We start from the raw sequence: 15,624 nt of genomic DNA, 5'->3' as shown, positions 1-15,624 counted from the left end.
TGGCCCCGACACTCGGCCGAGTATGCCTGCCAGCCCTAGCCGTTTCCCTCGGCCGCGTGTCGGGGTCGCGATAGCGACAAGAGGCCAAGCCATTTCACAAGCTGCAATGCCTCTAGTTGCCGATGGCAACACCGACACTCCGGCGTTTGGAATGTTCGGAATTGCCGATTGGTCTCGCCGGAGTGTCGGTGCTACCCGATCACACTTGGTCCGGCCGCTCTGCAATCGGCTGGCCCGCGCCGCTCGCGATCCGGTTGATCGCATTCAACTGAGCACAGGTACTCGCTTCCACCGTGTCGGTCGAAGTCCCGCGGCCGCGGTACAACTGGCCGTTGTATTCCAGCTCGACCATCGCTTCGGCGACGGCGTCTTTGCCCCGGGTCGCACTTTGCACGCGGTAGTCTCGCAAGACCGCCGAGATGCCGGTGAGCGTTTCGATCGCATGGAACAACGCATCGAGCGGGCCGTCGCCGTAGGTTTCGGTTTGCTGCTGCTCTTCGTTGCCGCGACGGACGGTAAGCGTCACGGTCGGCGACTCGCCGCTGGAAGCTTTGATTTCGTAGCTCACAAACTGCCAGGCGTCGAAGATCTCAGCGTTCCGCTGTTCGATGAGGGCCGCGATATCGCCGTCGTAGATTTCCTTTTTCTTGTCGGCGAGCTTCTTGAACGCTTCGAACACCGAGTCGAGCTGCTCCGACGTTAAGTGGTAGCCGAGCGCCGTCGCCCGGTCCGACAACGCGGCACGTCCCGAGTGCTTGCCAAGAACAAGATCGGTCTTCGTAAAACCAACGTCTTCGGGCCGCATGATTTCGTAGGTCGACCGCTCTTTGAGCATGCCATCCTGGTGGATGCCGGCCTCGTGGGCGAAGGCGTTGCGCCCGACGATCGCCTTGTTCCGTTGCACCACCATGCCGGTGATGCCGGAGACAAGCCGGCTCGTCGGCACCAAGCGTGGCGTGTTGATCCGCGTGTCGGCCTTATAGTAATCCTGGCGAGTGCGGAGGGCCATCACGACTTCTTCGAGCGAGCAATTGCCGGCACGCTCGCCGAGGCCGTTGATCGTGCACTCGACTTGGCCGGCGCCCGCTTCGATCGCGGCGAGGCTGTTCGCCACGGCGAGACCAAGGTCGTTGTGGCAGTGGACGCTAATGACCGCCTTGTCGATGTTCGGCACGCGTTCGCGGAGGTTGCGAATGACGCCGCCGTAGTGGGCGGGGGTCGCGTAGCCGACGGTATCGGGGATGTTCACCGTCGTGGCGCCGGCGGCTATCGCGGCTTCGACGACGCGGCAGAGGAAGTCGGGCTCGGTGCGGGCCGCGTCCTCGGGCGAGAACTCGATGTTGTCGCACCAGCTGCGGGCCCGCTTCACGCCGGCGACGGCCCGCTCGACGATTTCGTCCATCCCCATCCGGAGTTTGAACTCACGGTGAATCGCGCTCGTGGCGAGGAAAACGTGAATCCGCGTGTCGGGCGCTCCTTTGAGCGCTTCGCCGGCGCGGTCGATGTCCTTGTCGTTGCAGCGAGCGAGGCCGCAGATGGTGGCGCCGCGCACCGTTCGGGCGATCCGGCGGACCGATTCAAAGTCGCCGGGCGACGCGATCGGGAAGCCCGCTTCGATCACGTCGACCCCCAGATCGACCAGCGCCTGCGCGACCTCAAGCTTTTCGTCGAGGTTCATGCTGCAACCCGGCGATTGCTCGCCGTCGCGGAGCGTCGTGTCGAAGATGATGATCCGGCGTGAGTCGGAGGTGGACATGGCGGTAGGTCAGGCTGTTAGCCTGACGTTAGTGGTAGGTCAGGCGTTCAGCCTGACGGGCGTTACGTTGTGGAATGGAAACCGTAGGTCGCTGCCAGTCAGGCTAGAAAGCCTAACCTACTAACAAAAAAACCCCGAAGCCGGGCGGCTTCAGGGTTCTGGCAATTCTCACGATCAAGATGCAGACGAACCCTAAGCCTTGCCCTCGGCAAGTAGCAGCAGTAGCAGGCTGTTTAGGTTCAGAGCTGGCATCGGATGTTTTTTCGATCTTCGGGCTGGGCAGACAGACTCTCCCTGCAATCTGTTCTAGCTGACCCGATATCGAGGGTCAAGGTTCACCGGCGTCGCCGTAGGGCGTTCGAGCGAGGGAAAACCCCGCCTATTGGGCGATGAAAAACCGGGCGTCGCTCCCCCCGGGGCCGATCCCGAAGCGAACTCGCTTCGCACAGCGGGGGCAATGGCCGATGTACTCGGTCCCCTCGCGGTTGGCGTACACGCGGGAGTAAACGTCGCAGCAGGCGAACTGCACGCCCAGGTATCGCGACGACTCGCGGCGATTGTCGGCCGCCATCGTGGAGGGAGTCGGAACTGGACTGCAGAGATCGAGATGTTGGCCGGTCATGGCAACGCCTCATCAATAAAGTGGAAAGACTCGTTTCGCAATATTTGAATCACGACTGCAGGTGAGCCGCAGGCCTCGTGCCCGCGGTCCCACAAGTCGCGCCAACCGCCAATTCACGCCCCAAATCGTACGTCGTCCGGGGTAACGTCGCAGCGTCAATTTTTCCGCTATCCCCGCTATCGCCGGCACAGTCGGTACGGGCCGCTAGCACTCGCCCGCTCCGCCTTGCGGCGCCAGCGTGGTTTGCCTACTATCCGCCGCCCGCGTCGCTAGATTTGCCCCCGCTTCGCAGCGACATCGCTCTCCGCGCCTACCCAATCGCCCAGCCGATATGTTCGTCGATTTTGAAGTCACCAACTGTTCTCGCCAATGCGCCGCCAGCGGGCGAACCCTGGCGCCGGGCGAGACGTACTTCTCGACGCTGCAGGTCGACGGCGGCAAAACGGTGCGAGCCGACTACAGCGCTGCCGAGTGGCGCGGCGCCCCGGAGACTGCGATCGCGTGGTGGAAAGCCGCGATGCCGGCAGGCGATGCGGGCAAACCAAAGCTCGCGCCGCACGACGTGCTGCTGAACCTATTTGCCGATCTCGCGGAGCGGCCCGAAGAGGCCGACTTCCGCTATGTGCTGGGACTGCTGCTGATCCGACGGCGGCTGTTGAAGTTGGAAGAGACGCAACGCGACGCCTTCGGGGAACTGATGATTCTCGATTGCCCGCGACGCAACGAACAATTCGAACTCAGAGCGACGACGCCTGATCCCATGCAAACCGAGCAGTTGCAGCAGCGCATGATCGAGCTGCTCTACGGCGGCGAGTGAAGGAGACTCTCGACATGCGGAACAGTGCTCAAAACTTATCGTCTAACCTCTCCCTGCAAGGGAAAGGAATCGTCTCCACGCTCCTGCTCCTCGGCTTGGTCTTCTCCACGACCGGCGCCTCGTGCACGCGCACAATGCGCAGCCCCTTCACCGCGTGGCAGCCGCCGGCCCCGCAGGTGCTAATGACCGGCTCCTCGCTCGATCAGGTAATCGCGGCGGTGAACGCCAACGCGGCCCGTATCCAAAGTATTCAAACGAACAACGCCTCGATCACCGTCCCCGGCATGCCCGGCATTCCGCTCTTGGGCGGGAAGATTGCCGCGCAACGTCCCGGCCGCTTCCACCTTGTCGCCGGCACGGCTCTCACGGGCGACGAAGTCGACATGGGGTCGAACGACGACCTCTTCTGGTTCTGGGTTCGCCGCAACGAACCGCCGGCGCTGTTTTACGCTCGCCACAGCCAGTTCGCCGGCAGTGCGGCGCAGCAGATGATGCCGATCGAGCCGCAGTGGCTGCTCGATGCGATGGGCTTCACCGAATTCCGCCCCGGCGATCAGCACACTGGCCCCGTCCCTGTGGGCGACGGCAAGGTTGAGATCACCTCGGTGATTCAATCGCCGACAGGCCAGTTGACGAAGCGGACCGTCGTCGACGCGACCCGCGCGCTCGTGCTCGAGCAGCACGTCTACAACGCCCAGGGAACGCGCATCGCCAGTGCCGTGGCGAAGTCGCACTTTTACAACGAAGCACTCAAAATCTCGCTGCCGCAAAAGGTGGAAATCACCATGCCGGCCGCCGACCTGTCGCTGTCGATCGACATGGGAACGATCGAGATCAACACGCTCGCCGAGAACCCGCAGCTGTGGGCGATGCCGTCGAAGCCCGGCGTGCCGCTTACCGATCTGGGCGCGATCCAAACCTCGGCCGCGCCGCAGCGGATGGGCGACCAACTCACTGGCGCCAACTGGTACGGTCCCGGCCCCGCGGCTGGCCAAACGCCGCCGGCCGCTGTTTACGGGCAGGCGCCAAGCATCCCGATGGCGCCGCCGCACACGAACGCGCCACTCGCCGCCGCGCCGCAAGCCATGCCAAGCTCGCCTGCGCCGCAATTCGTGCCGCCCAACGGCGTCGAACTTCCTGCCGCGCAAGTGGCGACGCAGCCATCGCCGTACGCGATCCCGCAGCAACTCCCGGCCGGCGGCGTGTCCGATGCGGGGGCGTTCGTGCGCTAGTTTGCGCTCCAGATGCCGCGCTGCGCTCGTTTCGCTTCTTGCTGCGCCTTCCGCAGTACTTCCTTCTTGCGCGGACTGAAGTCGTACCCTAGCGTCGCTCGCGCAAGTCCCGCGCGAACGAGCTCCCCATTCAGCATCCGGTCGCCGCTCCACGCGAACGCGAGGTACCGCCCATGCTGGTCCACGCCCTCGCCATCAACTTCGATGCGTAACTGGTTCCCCGCATCGCGGACGAACTGCTTCGTAAACGCACTCGCCTCCGGCCCAAACGGTTCCACGGGCCAGTCGGGCTTCACCGACTCGGGCGAGTTGACGCCTTGCAGTCGCAAACGGCGATGCCCTTCAAGCAGCAACGTATCGCCATCGACGACGCGCTCCACGCGGTAAAGGCCAGGTTCCAAGCCCGTCTGTGAAGTCGCAACTCCGCCACCACCGCTGCGGCCGCCGTTACCACCATTCGGCCGCGGCGAATCGAGCGTCCAATTGCCGCTCCACCAGCGGAACAGCCCGAGCACAATCACGCCCACGATCGCGGCGAGTTCCCGCCAATACGACCGGCGATAGCGTCTCATGGGGCAATCGCCGCGGGGCGTCTACGACAAGAAAAGGCGAAGAGAAAAGTTGAGCGAGCAGGCTCAGCTCACTGCGACCAGCTAGTTCTGGCTGAAGCCGAGCTCATGCAGCCCGACGCGACCGAGCGGGTTCTTCAGGTAAGCGTTGCGACACTTGCTGCAGAGGTCGTAGCGCTTCTGTTGGTAGACGTCGTCGCTGATCCGTTCATCCTCGGCGTCATCAAGCCGATCGAGGATGTCTTGAATTTCTTGCAAGTGGTCGTGCTCGTCTTCCAACTCGCTGTCCATCGGGTCGAGCGCGGCGTAAACCTCCAACCGAACGACGTAGCGTAATTCGCGCTCCGGGTCGATCACCCGTTTGCAGCAATCGCATGTGAAGTGAAGCATGGCCAGCGTCCCCTGCGACAAGTTCGTAAAACGATACGCTCTGTTCCGTTGAGCGCCCCCTGAAGATTCATCCTAACGACAGGATGAAGCGGCTCGCAAGTTAATCATCAATGTTTCCGTAACCTGCCAACTGCGCCGCGAAAACTTCGCGCGACGTCAACTCGCGCGATCCCCCATGTGCGGCATCTCCTCCGTGAGGAAGGGACACAGAATGGCAAATGCCGTGCCTAATGTAGGATTTGCGCGATTTCACAACGACTCTCGGAACACACACTTCGCCGCAAACTATACGCATGAATCGCCCAGCAACTTTGCAAGTGAGCAGGACTGTGCACGCCTCCCAAGTGCCGACAGGTTGAGCCGTTGCCGCCGTGAAATCGCGCAGACCGCGCTGGTTTTGCCGAAAACAGGCGACTAGAATGCAAGTGACGCCACTCGCTTCCGTCGACTTGCCGCGCCTCGGAACCCGTTCCCGAAGTCGCTCAGTTGCCGCGCGACGGCGGCATTGGTCTCGGGTCCCGGGCGCTGCTGCGTCCTGCCTGGCAGCGCCTTTCCTTCACACGTCATTAGCGCTCGTCGCCCAGAATGTGGGCAGCGATCGCAGCGAAGAAGCGCATGCGTCGTTCGAGCTTTCGAACCGCGTGAGCCTCTCCGCTACCGGCGTAGGCGGAAATGGCTTCGTCGTCGGCTACGTATGACGACCTGCTTGTTGGGGAGACTACCGCGAATGTCGACTGCTGATGCCAGCGGGCTCAATGCCAGCGTGCTCATCTTGAACCGGCACTATATGGCCGTTCACGTCGTCAACGTACGGCGTGCCTTCGGTCTGCTGGTCAACGCGTTGGCCGAGGTCATCCACATCGAGGATGGCGCCTACACGAACCACGATTTCGACTCCTGGCGCGAAATCAGCGAATTGCGGGCCACGTTCAAAGAACGCGAAGCCCACGATGACTGGATCCGCAGCGTCAACTTCGACATCTGCGTCCCGCGCGTCCTGCGGCTGCTCCACTACGATCGCCTGCCGAAGCAACAAGTGCGGCTCAACCGCCGCAACATCTTCGCCCGCGATGCAAACCTCTGCCAATACTGCGGTAAGAAGTTCCCCACGAGCGAGCTGAGCCTCGACCACGTCCTGCCGACCTGCCGCGGCGGCGGCGCGAGCTGGGAGAATCTCGTCTGCGCGTGCGTTCGCTGCAACGTCCGCAAGGGAGGCCGCACGCCGCAAGAGGCCGGCATGAAGCTAATCCAAAAGCCGGTGCGCCCCAAACGGAGCCCCATGCTGACGATCAAACTTGGCAACCCGAAATACGCCAGCTGGAAGAATTTTCTCGACAGCGCGTACTGGACAGTAGATCTCAAGTGATCGCCAGTAGCCGCGGGTCAACGACCCGCCGGAGCGCCACTTAATCGACTTCCCGCCCAGAAACAAAACGAGCCTCCAACGCCCAGCGTTGAAGGCTCGTTCGCTTTGAATCTATCAACCGCAATCCGCGAGCTTAGTTCCCCGCGAGCGGTTCCTTCTTTTCAGTGATCCCCGGACACTGCGGCGCCATTTCGGCGTTCAGTTCCGTAAAGCCTTTCCACTCTTCCGGCACGTTGTCTTCGTGGAAGATGGCTTCGACCGGACACTCCGGCACGCACGCTTCGCAATCGATGCATTCGTCAGGGTGAATGTAAAGAATCTGCTCACCCTCGTAGAAACACTCGACCGGGCATACCACCACGCAGTCGGTGTACTTGCAAGCAAAGCACGGCTCGCACACAACGTGGGTCATCTTCGGAAATCTCCTTCTATCGCGATCTGTCGCAGCAACGCGAATGAGTGGACTGGCTGGTTCAGCCGAAGCCGATTCCGCCGCCGGAATGCAGCCATCGTCCGACAATCCGGACGACGCTCCTATCCTAGCACTGTCGTTTCAACGGCGACAAGTATTGATGAGCGAACGACTTTCGGCCATCGGCTTTTCGCCGCGGCAATCTTAGATTCGGCCAAATCGAGCGTCAACCCAAGGAAAACCTTGCCCAATCGCGACTTTCGCCGGCAATTGCAGCCTCCTCGACCTCCGAAAACCCCGCGGACCCCGACATTATCTTGCTCCGCGCTCCCCGGCTATCTAGAATCGGATGGAGCGGTTGCGACCCTCGGCGCGCTATTCGCTCACGAGGCCAGGAGCTATTTGGGGCTCAACCAATAAGGTGGTGAATCGACGTGGCGCTTTCCGACATCGACCGCAATCTGCTGGAACGCTGCCTCGCCCGCAAACCGCGGGCGTGGGAAGATTTCGTAGATCGCTTCACCGGCCTCGTGATTCACGTCGTGAATCACACCGCTCGCTGCCGTTCGCTGATGCTCAGCTCTGCTGATCGCGAAGACCTCACCGCGGAAGTTTTGCTAGCAATCGTCCGCGACGACTTCGCCGTGCTCCGCCACTTCCGCGGCAAGAGCAGCCTGGCGACCTACCTCACCGTCGTCGCCCGCCGGGTCGTCGTCCGGAAGCTCGTCGACACCCGCACGGCCACGCCGCTCGGCTCGGCCGACGTCGCCGCCGATGGCTCAGCGAATGAACAGCGGATGACCGATCGCGAAGAGGTGGAAGCCCTCATGGAGCATCTCGACGACAGCGAAGCCGCCGTCGTCCGGATGTACCACTTGGAAGGTAAAACTTACCAAGAGATCAGCCGCACCACCGGCATGCCGACCAACAGCGTCGGCCCAATGCTGACGCGAGCCCGCGCCAAGCTCCGCAACGCGAGCGCTCGCTAGTCCCGGGCTCCGCCCGGGGGTGTGTTACCATTCAGCAGGGCGTCGTTGTGCGTGACGCCACCCCCGGGCAGAGCCCGGGGCTAGAAGGCGGTTCTAAAATCCAGGCCCGCGCAAATCAATCGTCCCGCTCGGCCAATGTTCCCCGCCGGGATAGCGCATCACCAGCTCATCCCAAAACGGCGAGGCCTTCGGCTCCGCGCCGAGCGAATTGATGAACGGGTTGAGCGCCCGCACGCAGCCGAGCTTCTCGTAGAAGCCGCACGTCTTGAAGTTCGTTTGAAACAGCGCGAACGGATACTCGCCGGCGTCGACGAGGCCGAACGCAGCGCGAACGATCAGCTCGCCCAGACCACGGCCGCGCATCGCGCCGTCGGTGCACACGCGAGCCAGCCCGCCGATCGTCATGTCGCCCTGCGACGTTCTGATTTCGCGCGGCAACATCGCCGCATGGGCGATCACGCGATCGTCTTCGACGACCACGAGCGACCGCGGCGCCGGGCCAGGCTTGTCGCGGAAATGTTGCCCTAGCGCCAGTTGCTGCTCCGCCCGATCGGCCGCGGTGAGATGGGGTTTGGGCCACACCTGAGCGACCAACTCCCCAATCGCCTGCGCCTGGGCAGGAGTGAACTCGCGCACGTCCCAAATCTCGACGGGCATAGCGGCAATCACGGCGGACCATCCTCGTAGCGAACCAGTGGCGTAACCCTATCAAAGGGTACGTCACGCCGCCAAGCCGAGGTCGCGCCGGGAGCGATTTTCACGGCCCCGCTGTATTTCGCGGAACCGCAACGAGGCTTTTACGGGACGAAATTGCGCCCAAAAAATCGGTTCGACACGGTTCATCCGCACATCTGCCGCTGCAATTTGGTGCAGCGAAGGTCTCGTGTGCCAGAGCCCGCGCGATTCCTAGCCCCGGGCTCCGCCCGGGGGTGACTTACCATACCGCTACGCTTTGCCGCGCGCAACGCGACCCCCGAGCGGAGCCCGGGGCTAAAAAACAGTACAATAGACTTCTGATCGCGAACTGCGAACCGCACATCGCAACCGCGCAACATTGCCCCTCTAGGACCCCCGCCGCCGATGGCCAAGAAATCCAGCACCCGCGACGCCAAGGTCGCCGCCGCTCGCAAACGCAAAGCGGCCGCCAACAAAGACGCCGACAAACGGCAACGCGTCGGTAACAAAGGAACCGGCACGCAGCAGGCCCGCGCCTCGCAAAAGGCGTCGGGCGGCTCGAAGCAAGCCCGCGAAGCGACGCGCAGCAAACTGCTTAAAGAAATCCGCTCGATCGCGATGGGCGCCCTCGTCGCCCTCGAAGAGCAAGACTACGAAGCCGTCCGCAACAGCCTGACGACGATCGCCCAACGTGGCGATAAGTGAGTTGCATGCGGAGATCGCCCGCAACTTCTGCTACGCTCGCCCAAGCCGTTTCCAAATGCTTGTGTCGGTGACGCGCTCGCGCGTTTCACTGTCGGCAAAGAGCTGATAGTGGCCGCAGTCAGCGCAGAGCACGGCGTCGAACTTCGCGTAGGAGAAGAGCTGGCCGAGCTTCGGCAACAAGAAGGGGCCGTAACCGCCGTTCGCACCGATTTTGGTGGTGTAGAGCGCCGTGCCGTTGCAGTGACTGCATTGAGTTGGCAGCGAGTTGTGAGCCATCGGCGTCCTCGATCGAGCTTCAGCAATCCGTGTTGAACCGAATACGCAACTCTACCGCGGCGGCAGTTCCTCTGGCCGGTGCACATGATGCTCCATCGCCACTTCCAGAAACTCCGCAATCTGATCGTCAGAGAATCCGCCGATCGAATCGAAGATCGATTCCTTCACCGTCTGCGCATCGTACGCACTTACTTGGGTGAGAATCTTGGAGATCTCCTCCGGCGAGTGGCCCCGTTCGGTGAGCCAGGCGATCAGTTCAGCGTGACGAGGATCTGGTGCGTGGGACATGCGACGGTCGTCTCGCGGGGGTCGAGGGGCGGTGGAGGGCCGGGCGGGCGACGAATAGCTATCGCCGCCATTTATCTTACCACGCTCCCGACGTCGCGGCGAAACCGCTAAGCTGACTAGCGACGGGCAGCCGTTCGTCCGCCGTATCTAGTGCAGAGAATCGCCCGATGCCCAAATTCGCCGTCATCCTCCCAGCCGCCGGTCGCAGCAGCCGCTTTCGCGATCCTCACTACAAAAAGCCGTTCGCCAACCTCGGCGGACGCGCGGTGTGGCTCCACTCGGCGGAGCGATTTCTCAATCGCAAAGACGTGAAGCAGGTGATCATCGTCGTCTCGGAAGAGGACCGCGAAGAGTTCGGCCGTAAGTTTGGCGCGAACCTTGCCATCATGGGCGTCGAGGTTTGCCTGGGCGGCGCCGAGCGAACCGACTCGATTCAAAACGCGCTCGCCAAGGTGAACGACGACATCGATTTTGTCGCGATCCATGACGCCGCGCGGCCCTGCACCGCAGATAAGCTTGTTGACCAAGTGTTCGCCGCCGCTGAACAACATGGCGCCGCGATCTTGGCGGTGCCGGTCGCCGCGACGCTCAAGCGGGCCGCGAAGGGCCAGCCGGCGCTGATTGGCGAGACGGTCGATCGCGCGGGTTTGTGGGAAGCCCAAACGCCGCAAGTCTTCCGCCGCGAACTCATCAACAAAGCCTACGCCGCCCGCACCGCGGCTCTCACCGACGACGCCCAACTCGTCGAAAAGCTGGGCGTCCCCGTGGCCCTCGTCGAGGGCTCGCCGATGAACCTCAAGATCACCACGAAGGACGACCTGCGGCTCGCGGAGCAGATCGTAAAGGTCCTCCCCAAAGCCAAGCCTGAGGGCTTTTCGCACCCGTTCGCCGGCGACGACCTCTGGCGGTAGCCGCTGGGCGGCATTTCTGATTTGTGATTTCTGATTTATGATGGGCTCTCGCCGTTTCTCGGCCGTTTGTCCAATGCATCGTGACAATCAGAAATCATAAATCCCAAATCATAAATTCCCACATGTCCTTCTTCGCAGATCTCCAGTGGCGCGGCCTGATCCACCAGACCACCGATCCCGCGCTCGACGCCTGGCTCGCTGAAAAGCCCCGCACGCTGTACGCCGGCTTCGACCCTACGGCCGACAGTCTGCACGTTGGCCACTTGATGGGCGTGATGATGCTCCGCCGCTTCCAGAAAGCGGGCCATCGTCCGATCGCCGTCATCGGCGGCGCCACGGGCATGATCGGCGATCCGAGCGGCAAGAGCGCCGAGCGGAATCTGCTCAGCAAGGAACAGCTGCAGCTCAACATCGACGGCATGAAGCGTCAGATGGAGCAGTTCATCGATTTTGACGAAAGCCAGCCCCGCGCGCTGCTCGTCAACAACTTCGACTGGACCGGCCCTTGGAGTTACCTCGAGTTCCTCCGCGACATCGGCAAGAACTTCCCGGTCAACGTGATGCTCGCCAAGGATTCGGTGAAGAGCCGCATCGGCCGCGGCGAGGAGAGCGATCCGCAGGCCGGCATGAGCTACACCGAATTCAGCTACATGTTGCTGCAAGCGTACGACTTCGTCCACCTGCACGATCGCCACAGCTGCGAATTGCAGGCGGGGGGCAGCGACCAATGGGGCAACATTACCGCTGGCATCGACCTCGCCCGGCGGATGCGTGGCGCCCAACTCCGCGGCTTCACGTGGCCGCTGCTCACGAAGAGCGACGGCGCCAAGATGGGCAAAACTGAGTCGGGCGCCGTCTGGCTCGACCCCGCGCGGACGAGCCCCTACGCGTTCTACCAATACTGGTTCAACGTCGACGACGTCGACGCGGCGAACTGCTTGCGGTTGCTTACCGAGTTGTCGCAGGCTGAGATCGAAGCCCTCGACGCCTCCCGCGCCGCCGATCCGGCCAAACGGGAAAGCCAACGTGCGCTGGCGGTGGAACTCACGCGTCTCGTCCACGGCGACGCCGGCCTGAACGCCGCCAAGCAAGCGACCGACATTTTTTTCGGCGCTGAGATCGCTAACCTCACAGATCGAGAACTCGGCCAGATTTTCGCCGACGTGCCGAGCAAAGAACTCTCGGCGGCTGCCCTCCAAGGCGCCGGCCTGCCGCTGATCGATGCGCTCGTCGAAGCGGGCCTCGCCGGCAGCAAAGGCGACGCCCGGCGGACGATCACGCAAGGGGGCGCCTACGTCAATAACCGCCGCGTCGAAGGCGTCGACGCGACGCTTACTCCGTCGAGCCTCGCTAGCGAAACGGTGGTGGTTCTCCGTAGCGGCAAGAAAAAGTACGCGCTGCTCCGCTTCGCGTGATAGACTAATTTCGATGCGACGCACCCCGGAACAGTTGCGCGCGGACGCGCTCCGTATTTGGCGAGCCGGCCTCGACGCCGTTCGCTCGCCACAGCTCATCTTCGACGCGGTCGAAGTTGAGGGCTCGACGCTGCGGCTCGGCGAGGAGTTCATCGACCTCGACGCGATCGACCGCATCGCCGTCGTCGGCGGCGGCAAGGCGGCGGCCGGCATGGCGGTCGCTCTCGAGCAAGCCCTCGGCCCGCGGTTGCTGAAGACGAAGCACGTCACCGGCATCGTCAACGTGCCGGCCGACTGCCTCCAGCCAACCGACGCGATTCGGCTCCACGCCGGTCGGCCGGCGGGTCTCAATGAACCGACCGAAGCGGGCGTCGTCGGCGTTCGCGAGATGCTGCAACTCGTCTCGCAGCTCGGCCCGCGCGATCTTTGCATCTGCCTCATTTCGGGCGGCGGCTCCGCATTGCTGCCGGCTCCGATTGACGGCTTCGCACTTGCCGACAAGGCGCTGCTCACCCGCGAGATGTCGGCCCGCGGCGCTACGATCGAACAAATGAACGCCGTCCGCCGCGCCCTCAGCAGCATGAAGGGGGGCGGGCTTGCGGCCGCATGCAAGGCGGGGCGGCTGGTCGCGCTGATCCTCTCCGACGTCCCCGGCGACGACCTGGCCGCAATTTCGTCGGGCCCCACTATCCTCGGCCGCTCCCAGCCGCAACCGGCGCTTGACGTGATTGCGAACCTATCGCTCGCGAATCTCGAAGCTGGGGCACGAGCCCAAATGCTCCTGCAGCAGCGCCTCGCCGCCGCAGCCTCATCGCCCAACAATCAAAACCACGCCGCCAGCGATCCGACGGCAACCGTCGCCAATGACTTTGGCTGCCGCATCGAAAATCTCCTCATCGGCAACAACGCCACCGCCGTCGATGGCGCCGGCGTCGAGGCCGAACGGCTCGGCTACAGCCACGCGATGGTCTCGGCCAACGCCCCCGAGGGCCCGGTCGAAGAGGTCGCCGCTGGCATCGTCGCGATCGCCCGCCGCATGCGCGACGAGCCGGGGCCCGATTGCCTCATCAGCGGCGGCGAGCCGACGGTCCGCCTCGCGCCCGCGGCCGAGCGAGGCAGGGGAGGGCGGAACCAACAGCTCTGCCTTGCGGCCTTGGTCGAAGAACGCGACTGGCGCCACCTCTGCCTCGTGAGCGGCGGGACCGACGGCGAGGATGGCCCCACCAACGCCGCAGGAGCCTGCATCGACGAGCTGATCGTCGCAGAGGTGCAACGCACCAAACTCAACCCGCGCTCGTACTTGGCTCGCAACGACGCCTACACGCTCTTCGACGCCGTCGGCGGCCTGCTCGTCACCGGCCCCACGCACACAAACGTCTGCGACCTCCGCGTTCTCACCGTCAGCCAACGCTAGCCCCGGGCTCCGCCCGGGGGTCGGTTACCATTCCGATCGGCGTTGCCATGCGTGAGGTCACCCTCGGGCGGAGCCCGGGGCTAAAAACGCCGGCAACCTTTGCGTCAGCGCAAAAATTAGCCCCCGGCTCTTCAAGCCGGGGGCCAATGTGCATCGCAATTAAAAGCAGCGTCTAGGTCTTCACTTACTCACCTAAACACCTAGCCACTCCGCGCCTTAATCCCACCACCACTGATCCGCCGGCAAGCTGCTCAGATCAATCGAGGCCTTCGCCTTCGCGACGGCCCCATCGGTGTCGGCGACGCGGTTCTCGGCGTCGACGGCCTTGTTCGCACGAATCTCCACGCCGCCGCCCACCGGCGTCATCAGCCGGCGGCCCTTCCACATGCTGTTCACAGCCGTGGCGACTTGCGTCGGAGCGTTGTAGGTTTCGACCGCGTACGAACCTTCGTCGCCAATGGCGCCAAGGTCGATCTCAGCCTGGCCGTACAGGTCTTCTTGCTGGATAAACGCCGCGGCCACGAGCAGATCAACGCAGTTGCGAAGCTGTCCGTACACTGGGGCCCGTTCAGCGAGGGCGTTGTAGTTCTTGGTGAAGCTCGTGGTGAACTTCTTGCTCGCGCCGCTTTGGCGGGCCGTTCCTTCGCGGCCACCCGATTGGCTGACGACTTCGTCTTCGCCGACGAGCTTCACGCCCGAGCCGACGAATTCTGCAGCCAAACCGTCGGCAGCAACCTTGATCCGTTGGTAATCAGGCACGAAGTACCAGCGTTGCAGAGCGTTGCGAGCCACGGTCGCCGGGTCGGCCATCGAGACGAAGCTGGCGATGTTCACCGGGGCTTCTTCCAGGCCGATGCCGATCAGCTTCATTCGGTAATCGGCTTCCACCAGCACTTGAGCAAAGTGGGTGTCGGCCGGCACGCCGCCGACGGTGATCACTTGCAGACCGAGGCTGTTACGCAGGTTCTCGACGATGAACTGTTCGTCGCCAGGGCCAATCTGCCGGCCCATTTGGCTGAGGAACTGCTGCATCCGCTGCAGCCCTTCTTGGGTCGGATCGATCGAGCAGTAGACGAGCGGGCTCTTCTTGCCGTTCGGGGCGAAGGTTCGCAGCGCGACGGCCAGGTCTTCCAATTGCATAATTGGTTGTCCTGAATTCCAGCCAACGACGCGACCATCCGGCGTGTCGACCCAACCTTCGGCGGGGCCGGCGAGGACAATGTCCTTCGTTTCCGGATAGTAGAAGACGTACTGCACGCGGGTGAGGCCCGCGAGGCTCTGCATCACTTCGTCCGGACCTTGGCCCGCGGCCGTGGCCTGGTTCATCAGCTTGATGAGCCGCGTCAGCGAAACCTTCCGCAGCTTGCTCGGTGCAAACACGTCGCCGCCGAGTTGGGCCTTCGCCTGCTCGACGCGGGTCTGCATCAACTCGCCCGTTCGGTCTTGGGCTTCGACGCGCTTCAGCACGCCGTCGGCGTCGACCGCGACGCCCGAGAAGGGGCCGGTGCCGATCGTGCTGCCAGTTCCGCCGCCGGTACCGCCGCCGCCTGTTTGAGCGAAGACCTGCGTCGCTCCAGTTGCGACCAGGCAGCAGAGCGCGGCCACGGCGACGCGGTGCGAGAGACGAGCCACGGACAAGTGCGACAGCATGACGACCTCAACGGAATCTGAAAGTGTGTTCTAAGCAACCGCCGCATTGCCGGATGGAGGCGTCCCGTAACGGGGCCGTTGTCGCGGTGCGGTGGTCAATCTTCTCTGCTCAATGGGCCGGATCGATGCCCAGCCCA

17 protein-coding genes are annotated in these 15,624 nt (G+C 63.3%); 8 read left to right on the top strand and 9 right to left on the bottom strand.

What is annotated here, in order from left to right:
• Positions 1 to 199: 199 nt before the first annotated feature.
• Together ACQY7R_RS07450 and ACQY7R_RS07445 are read right to left on the bottom strand one after the other, a co-directional pair.
• Positions 200 to 1,756 carry a 2-isopropylmalate synthase gene (locus tag ACQY7R_RS07450; RefSeq protein ID WP_428304957.1) on the bottom strand — a complete coding sequence of 519 codons (1,557 nt, stop codon included), beginning with the start codon at positions 1,754 to 1,756 and terminating at the stop codon, positions 200 to 202.
• Positions 1,757 to 2,135: 379 nt separating this feature from the next.
• Positions 2,136 to 2,378, bottom strand: a complete 243-nt coding sequence (locus tag ACQY7R_RS07445) for a hypothetical protein (protein ID WP_428304956.1) — start codon at positions 2,376 to 2,378, stop codon at positions 2,136 to 2,138.
• A gap of 331 nt (positions 2,379 to 2,709) precedes the next feature.
• On the opposite strand from ACQY7R_RS07445, the gene ACQY7R_RS07440 reads away from it, so the two are divergent.
• Complete coding sequence (locus ACQY7R_RS07440) at positions 2,710 to 3,195, top strand: hypothetical protein (protein ID WP_428304955.1); 486 nt, start codon at positions 2,710 to 2,712, stop codon at positions 3,193 to 3,195.
• Positions 3,196 to 3,209: 14 nt separating this feature from the next.
• On the top strand, positions 3,210 to 4,427 hold the full coding sequence (locus tag ACQY7R_RS07435; RefSeq protein WP_428304954.1) for a hypothetical protein: 1,218 nt from the start codon (positions 3,210 to 3,212) through the stop codon (positions 4,425 to 4,427).
• Here the strand turns inward: ACQY7R_RS07435 and ACQY7R_RS07430 are convergent.
• Together ACQY7R_RS07430 and ACQY7R_RS07425 are read right to left on the bottom strand one after the other, a co-directional pair.
• Positions 4,424 to 4,999 (bottom strand): thermonuclease family protein, encoded by a 576-nt coding sequence (locus ACQY7R_RS07430; RefSeq protein ID WP_428304953.1) that lies wholly within the window; start codon positions 4,997 to 4,999, stop codon positions 4,424 to 4,426. The genes ACQY7R_RS07435 and ACQY7R_RS07430 overlap by 4 nt on opposite strands.
• Positions 5,000 to 5,080: 81 nt before the next feature.
• On the bottom strand, positions 5,081 to 5,386 hold the full coding sequence (locus ACQY7R_RS07425; protein ID WP_152098140.1) for a hypothetical protein: 306 nt from the start codon (positions 5,384 to 5,386) through the stop codon (positions 5,081 to 5,083).
• A gap of 727 nt (positions 5,387 to 6,113) precedes the next feature.
• Here ACQY7R_RS07425 and ACQY7R_RS07420 point away from each other — a divergent pair.
• The gene (locus ACQY7R_RS07420; RefSeq protein ID WP_152098141.1) at positions 6,114 to 6,752 is read left to right on the top strand and encodes an HNH endonuclease; all 639 of its coding nucleotides are present in this window, start codon (positions 6,114 to 6,116) and stop codon (positions 6,750 to 6,752) included.
• A 133-nt stretch (positions 6,753 to 6,885) separates the two neighbouring features.
• Here the strand turns inward: ACQY7R_RS07420 and ACQY7R_RS07415 are convergent, their stop codons facing one another.
• The gene (locus ACQY7R_RS07415) at positions 6,886 to 7,164 is read right to left on the bottom strand and encodes a ferredoxin family protein (protein ID WP_152098142.1); all 279 of its coding nucleotides are present in this window, start codon (positions 7,162 to 7,164) and stop codon (positions 6,886 to 6,888) included.
• Positions 7,165 to 7,598: 434 nt separating this feature from the next.
• On the opposite strand from ACQY7R_RS07415, the gene ACQY7R_RS07410 reads away from it, so the two are divergent.
• Entirely contained in the window at positions 7,599 to 8,153 is a 555-nt protein-coding gene (locus tag ACQY7R_RS07410; protein WP_152098143.1) for an RNA polymerase sigma factor, read from the top strand.
• 93 nt (positions 8,154 to 8,246) lie between these two features.
• Here ACQY7R_RS07410 and ACQY7R_RS07405 read toward each other — a convergent pair whose 3' ends face one another.
• A complete protein-coding gene (locus tag ACQY7R_RS07405) occupies positions 8,247 to 8,822 on the bottom strand; it encodes a GNAT family N-acetyltransferase (protein WP_428304952.1) in 576 nt (191 codons plus the stop codon).
• 411 nt (positions 8,823 to 9,233) lie between these two features.
• Here ACQY7R_RS07405 and ACQY7R_RS07400 point away from each other — a divergent pair, with 411 nt between their 5' ends.
• Positions 9,234 to 9,533, top strand: coding sequence for a hypothetical protein (locus tag ACQY7R_RS07400; RefSeq protein ID WP_428304951.1), 300 nt, complete (start codon positions 9,234 to 9,236; stop codon positions 9,531 to 9,533).
• Between the two features lie 30 nt (positions 9,534 to 9,563).
• Here the strand turns inward: ACQY7R_RS07400 and ACQY7R_RS07395 are convergent, their stop codons facing one another.
• Positions 9,564 to 9,809, bottom strand: coding sequence for a hypothetical protein (locus ACQY7R_RS07395; protein WP_428304950.1), 246 nt, complete (start codon positions 9,807 to 9,809; stop codon positions 9,564 to 9,566).
• A 51-nt stretch (positions 9,810 to 9,860) separates the two neighbouring features.
• Positions 9,861 to 10,097, bottom strand: a complete 237-nt coding sequence (locus ACQY7R_RS07390) for a hypothetical protein (RefSeq protein ID WP_428304949.1) — start codon at positions 10,095 to 10,097, stop codon at positions 9,861 to 9,863.
• Positions 10,098 to 10,264: 167 nt separating this feature from the next.
• Here ACQY7R_RS07390 and ispD point away from each other — a divergent pair, with 167 nt between their 5' ends.
• From ispD to ACQY7R_RS07375, 3 genes are all read left to right on the top strand, one after another.
• Positions 10,265 to 11,008, top strand: coding sequence for a 2-C-methyl-D-erythritol 4-phosphate cytidylyltransferase (gene ispD / locus ACQY7R_RS07385; RefSeq protein ID WP_428304948.1), 744 nt, complete (start codon positions 10,265 to 10,267; stop codon positions 11,006 to 11,008).
• Positions 11,009 to 11,130: 122 nt separating this feature from the next.
• On the top strand, positions 11,131 to 12,423 hold the full coding sequence (tyrS, locus tag ACQY7R_RS07380) for a tyrosine--tRNA ligase (protein WP_428304947.1): 1,293 nt from the start codon (positions 11,131 to 11,133) through the stop codon (positions 12,421 to 12,423).
• 13 nt (positions 12,424 to 12,436) lie between these two features.
• Positions 12,437 to 13,837 carry a glycerate kinase type-2 family protein gene (locus tag ACQY7R_RS07375; protein WP_428304946.1) on the top strand — a complete coding sequence of 467 codons (1,401 nt, stop codon included), beginning with the start codon at positions 12,437 to 12,439 and terminating at the stop codon, positions 13,835 to 13,837.
• 216 nt (positions 13,838 to 14,053) lie between these two features.
• On the opposite strand, the gene ACQY7R_RS07370 is transcribed toward ACQY7R_RS07375, so the two are convergent.
• Positions 14,054 to 15,487 (bottom strand): DUF1598 domain-containing protein, encoded by a 1,434-nt coding sequence (locus ACQY7R_RS07370; RefSeq protein ID WP_428304945.1) that lies wholly within the window; start codon positions 15,485 to 15,487, stop codon positions 14,054 to 14,056.
• Positions 15,488 to 15,624: the final 137 nt, after the last annotated feature.

The organism is Lacipirellula sp. (genome assembly GCF_965279485.1).
Taxonomy (GTDB): domain Bacteria; phylum Planctomycetota; class Planctomycetia; order Pirellulales; family Lacipirellulaceae; genus Lacipirellula.
This window is presented reverse-complemented; position numbering and strand designations above follow the sequence as displayed.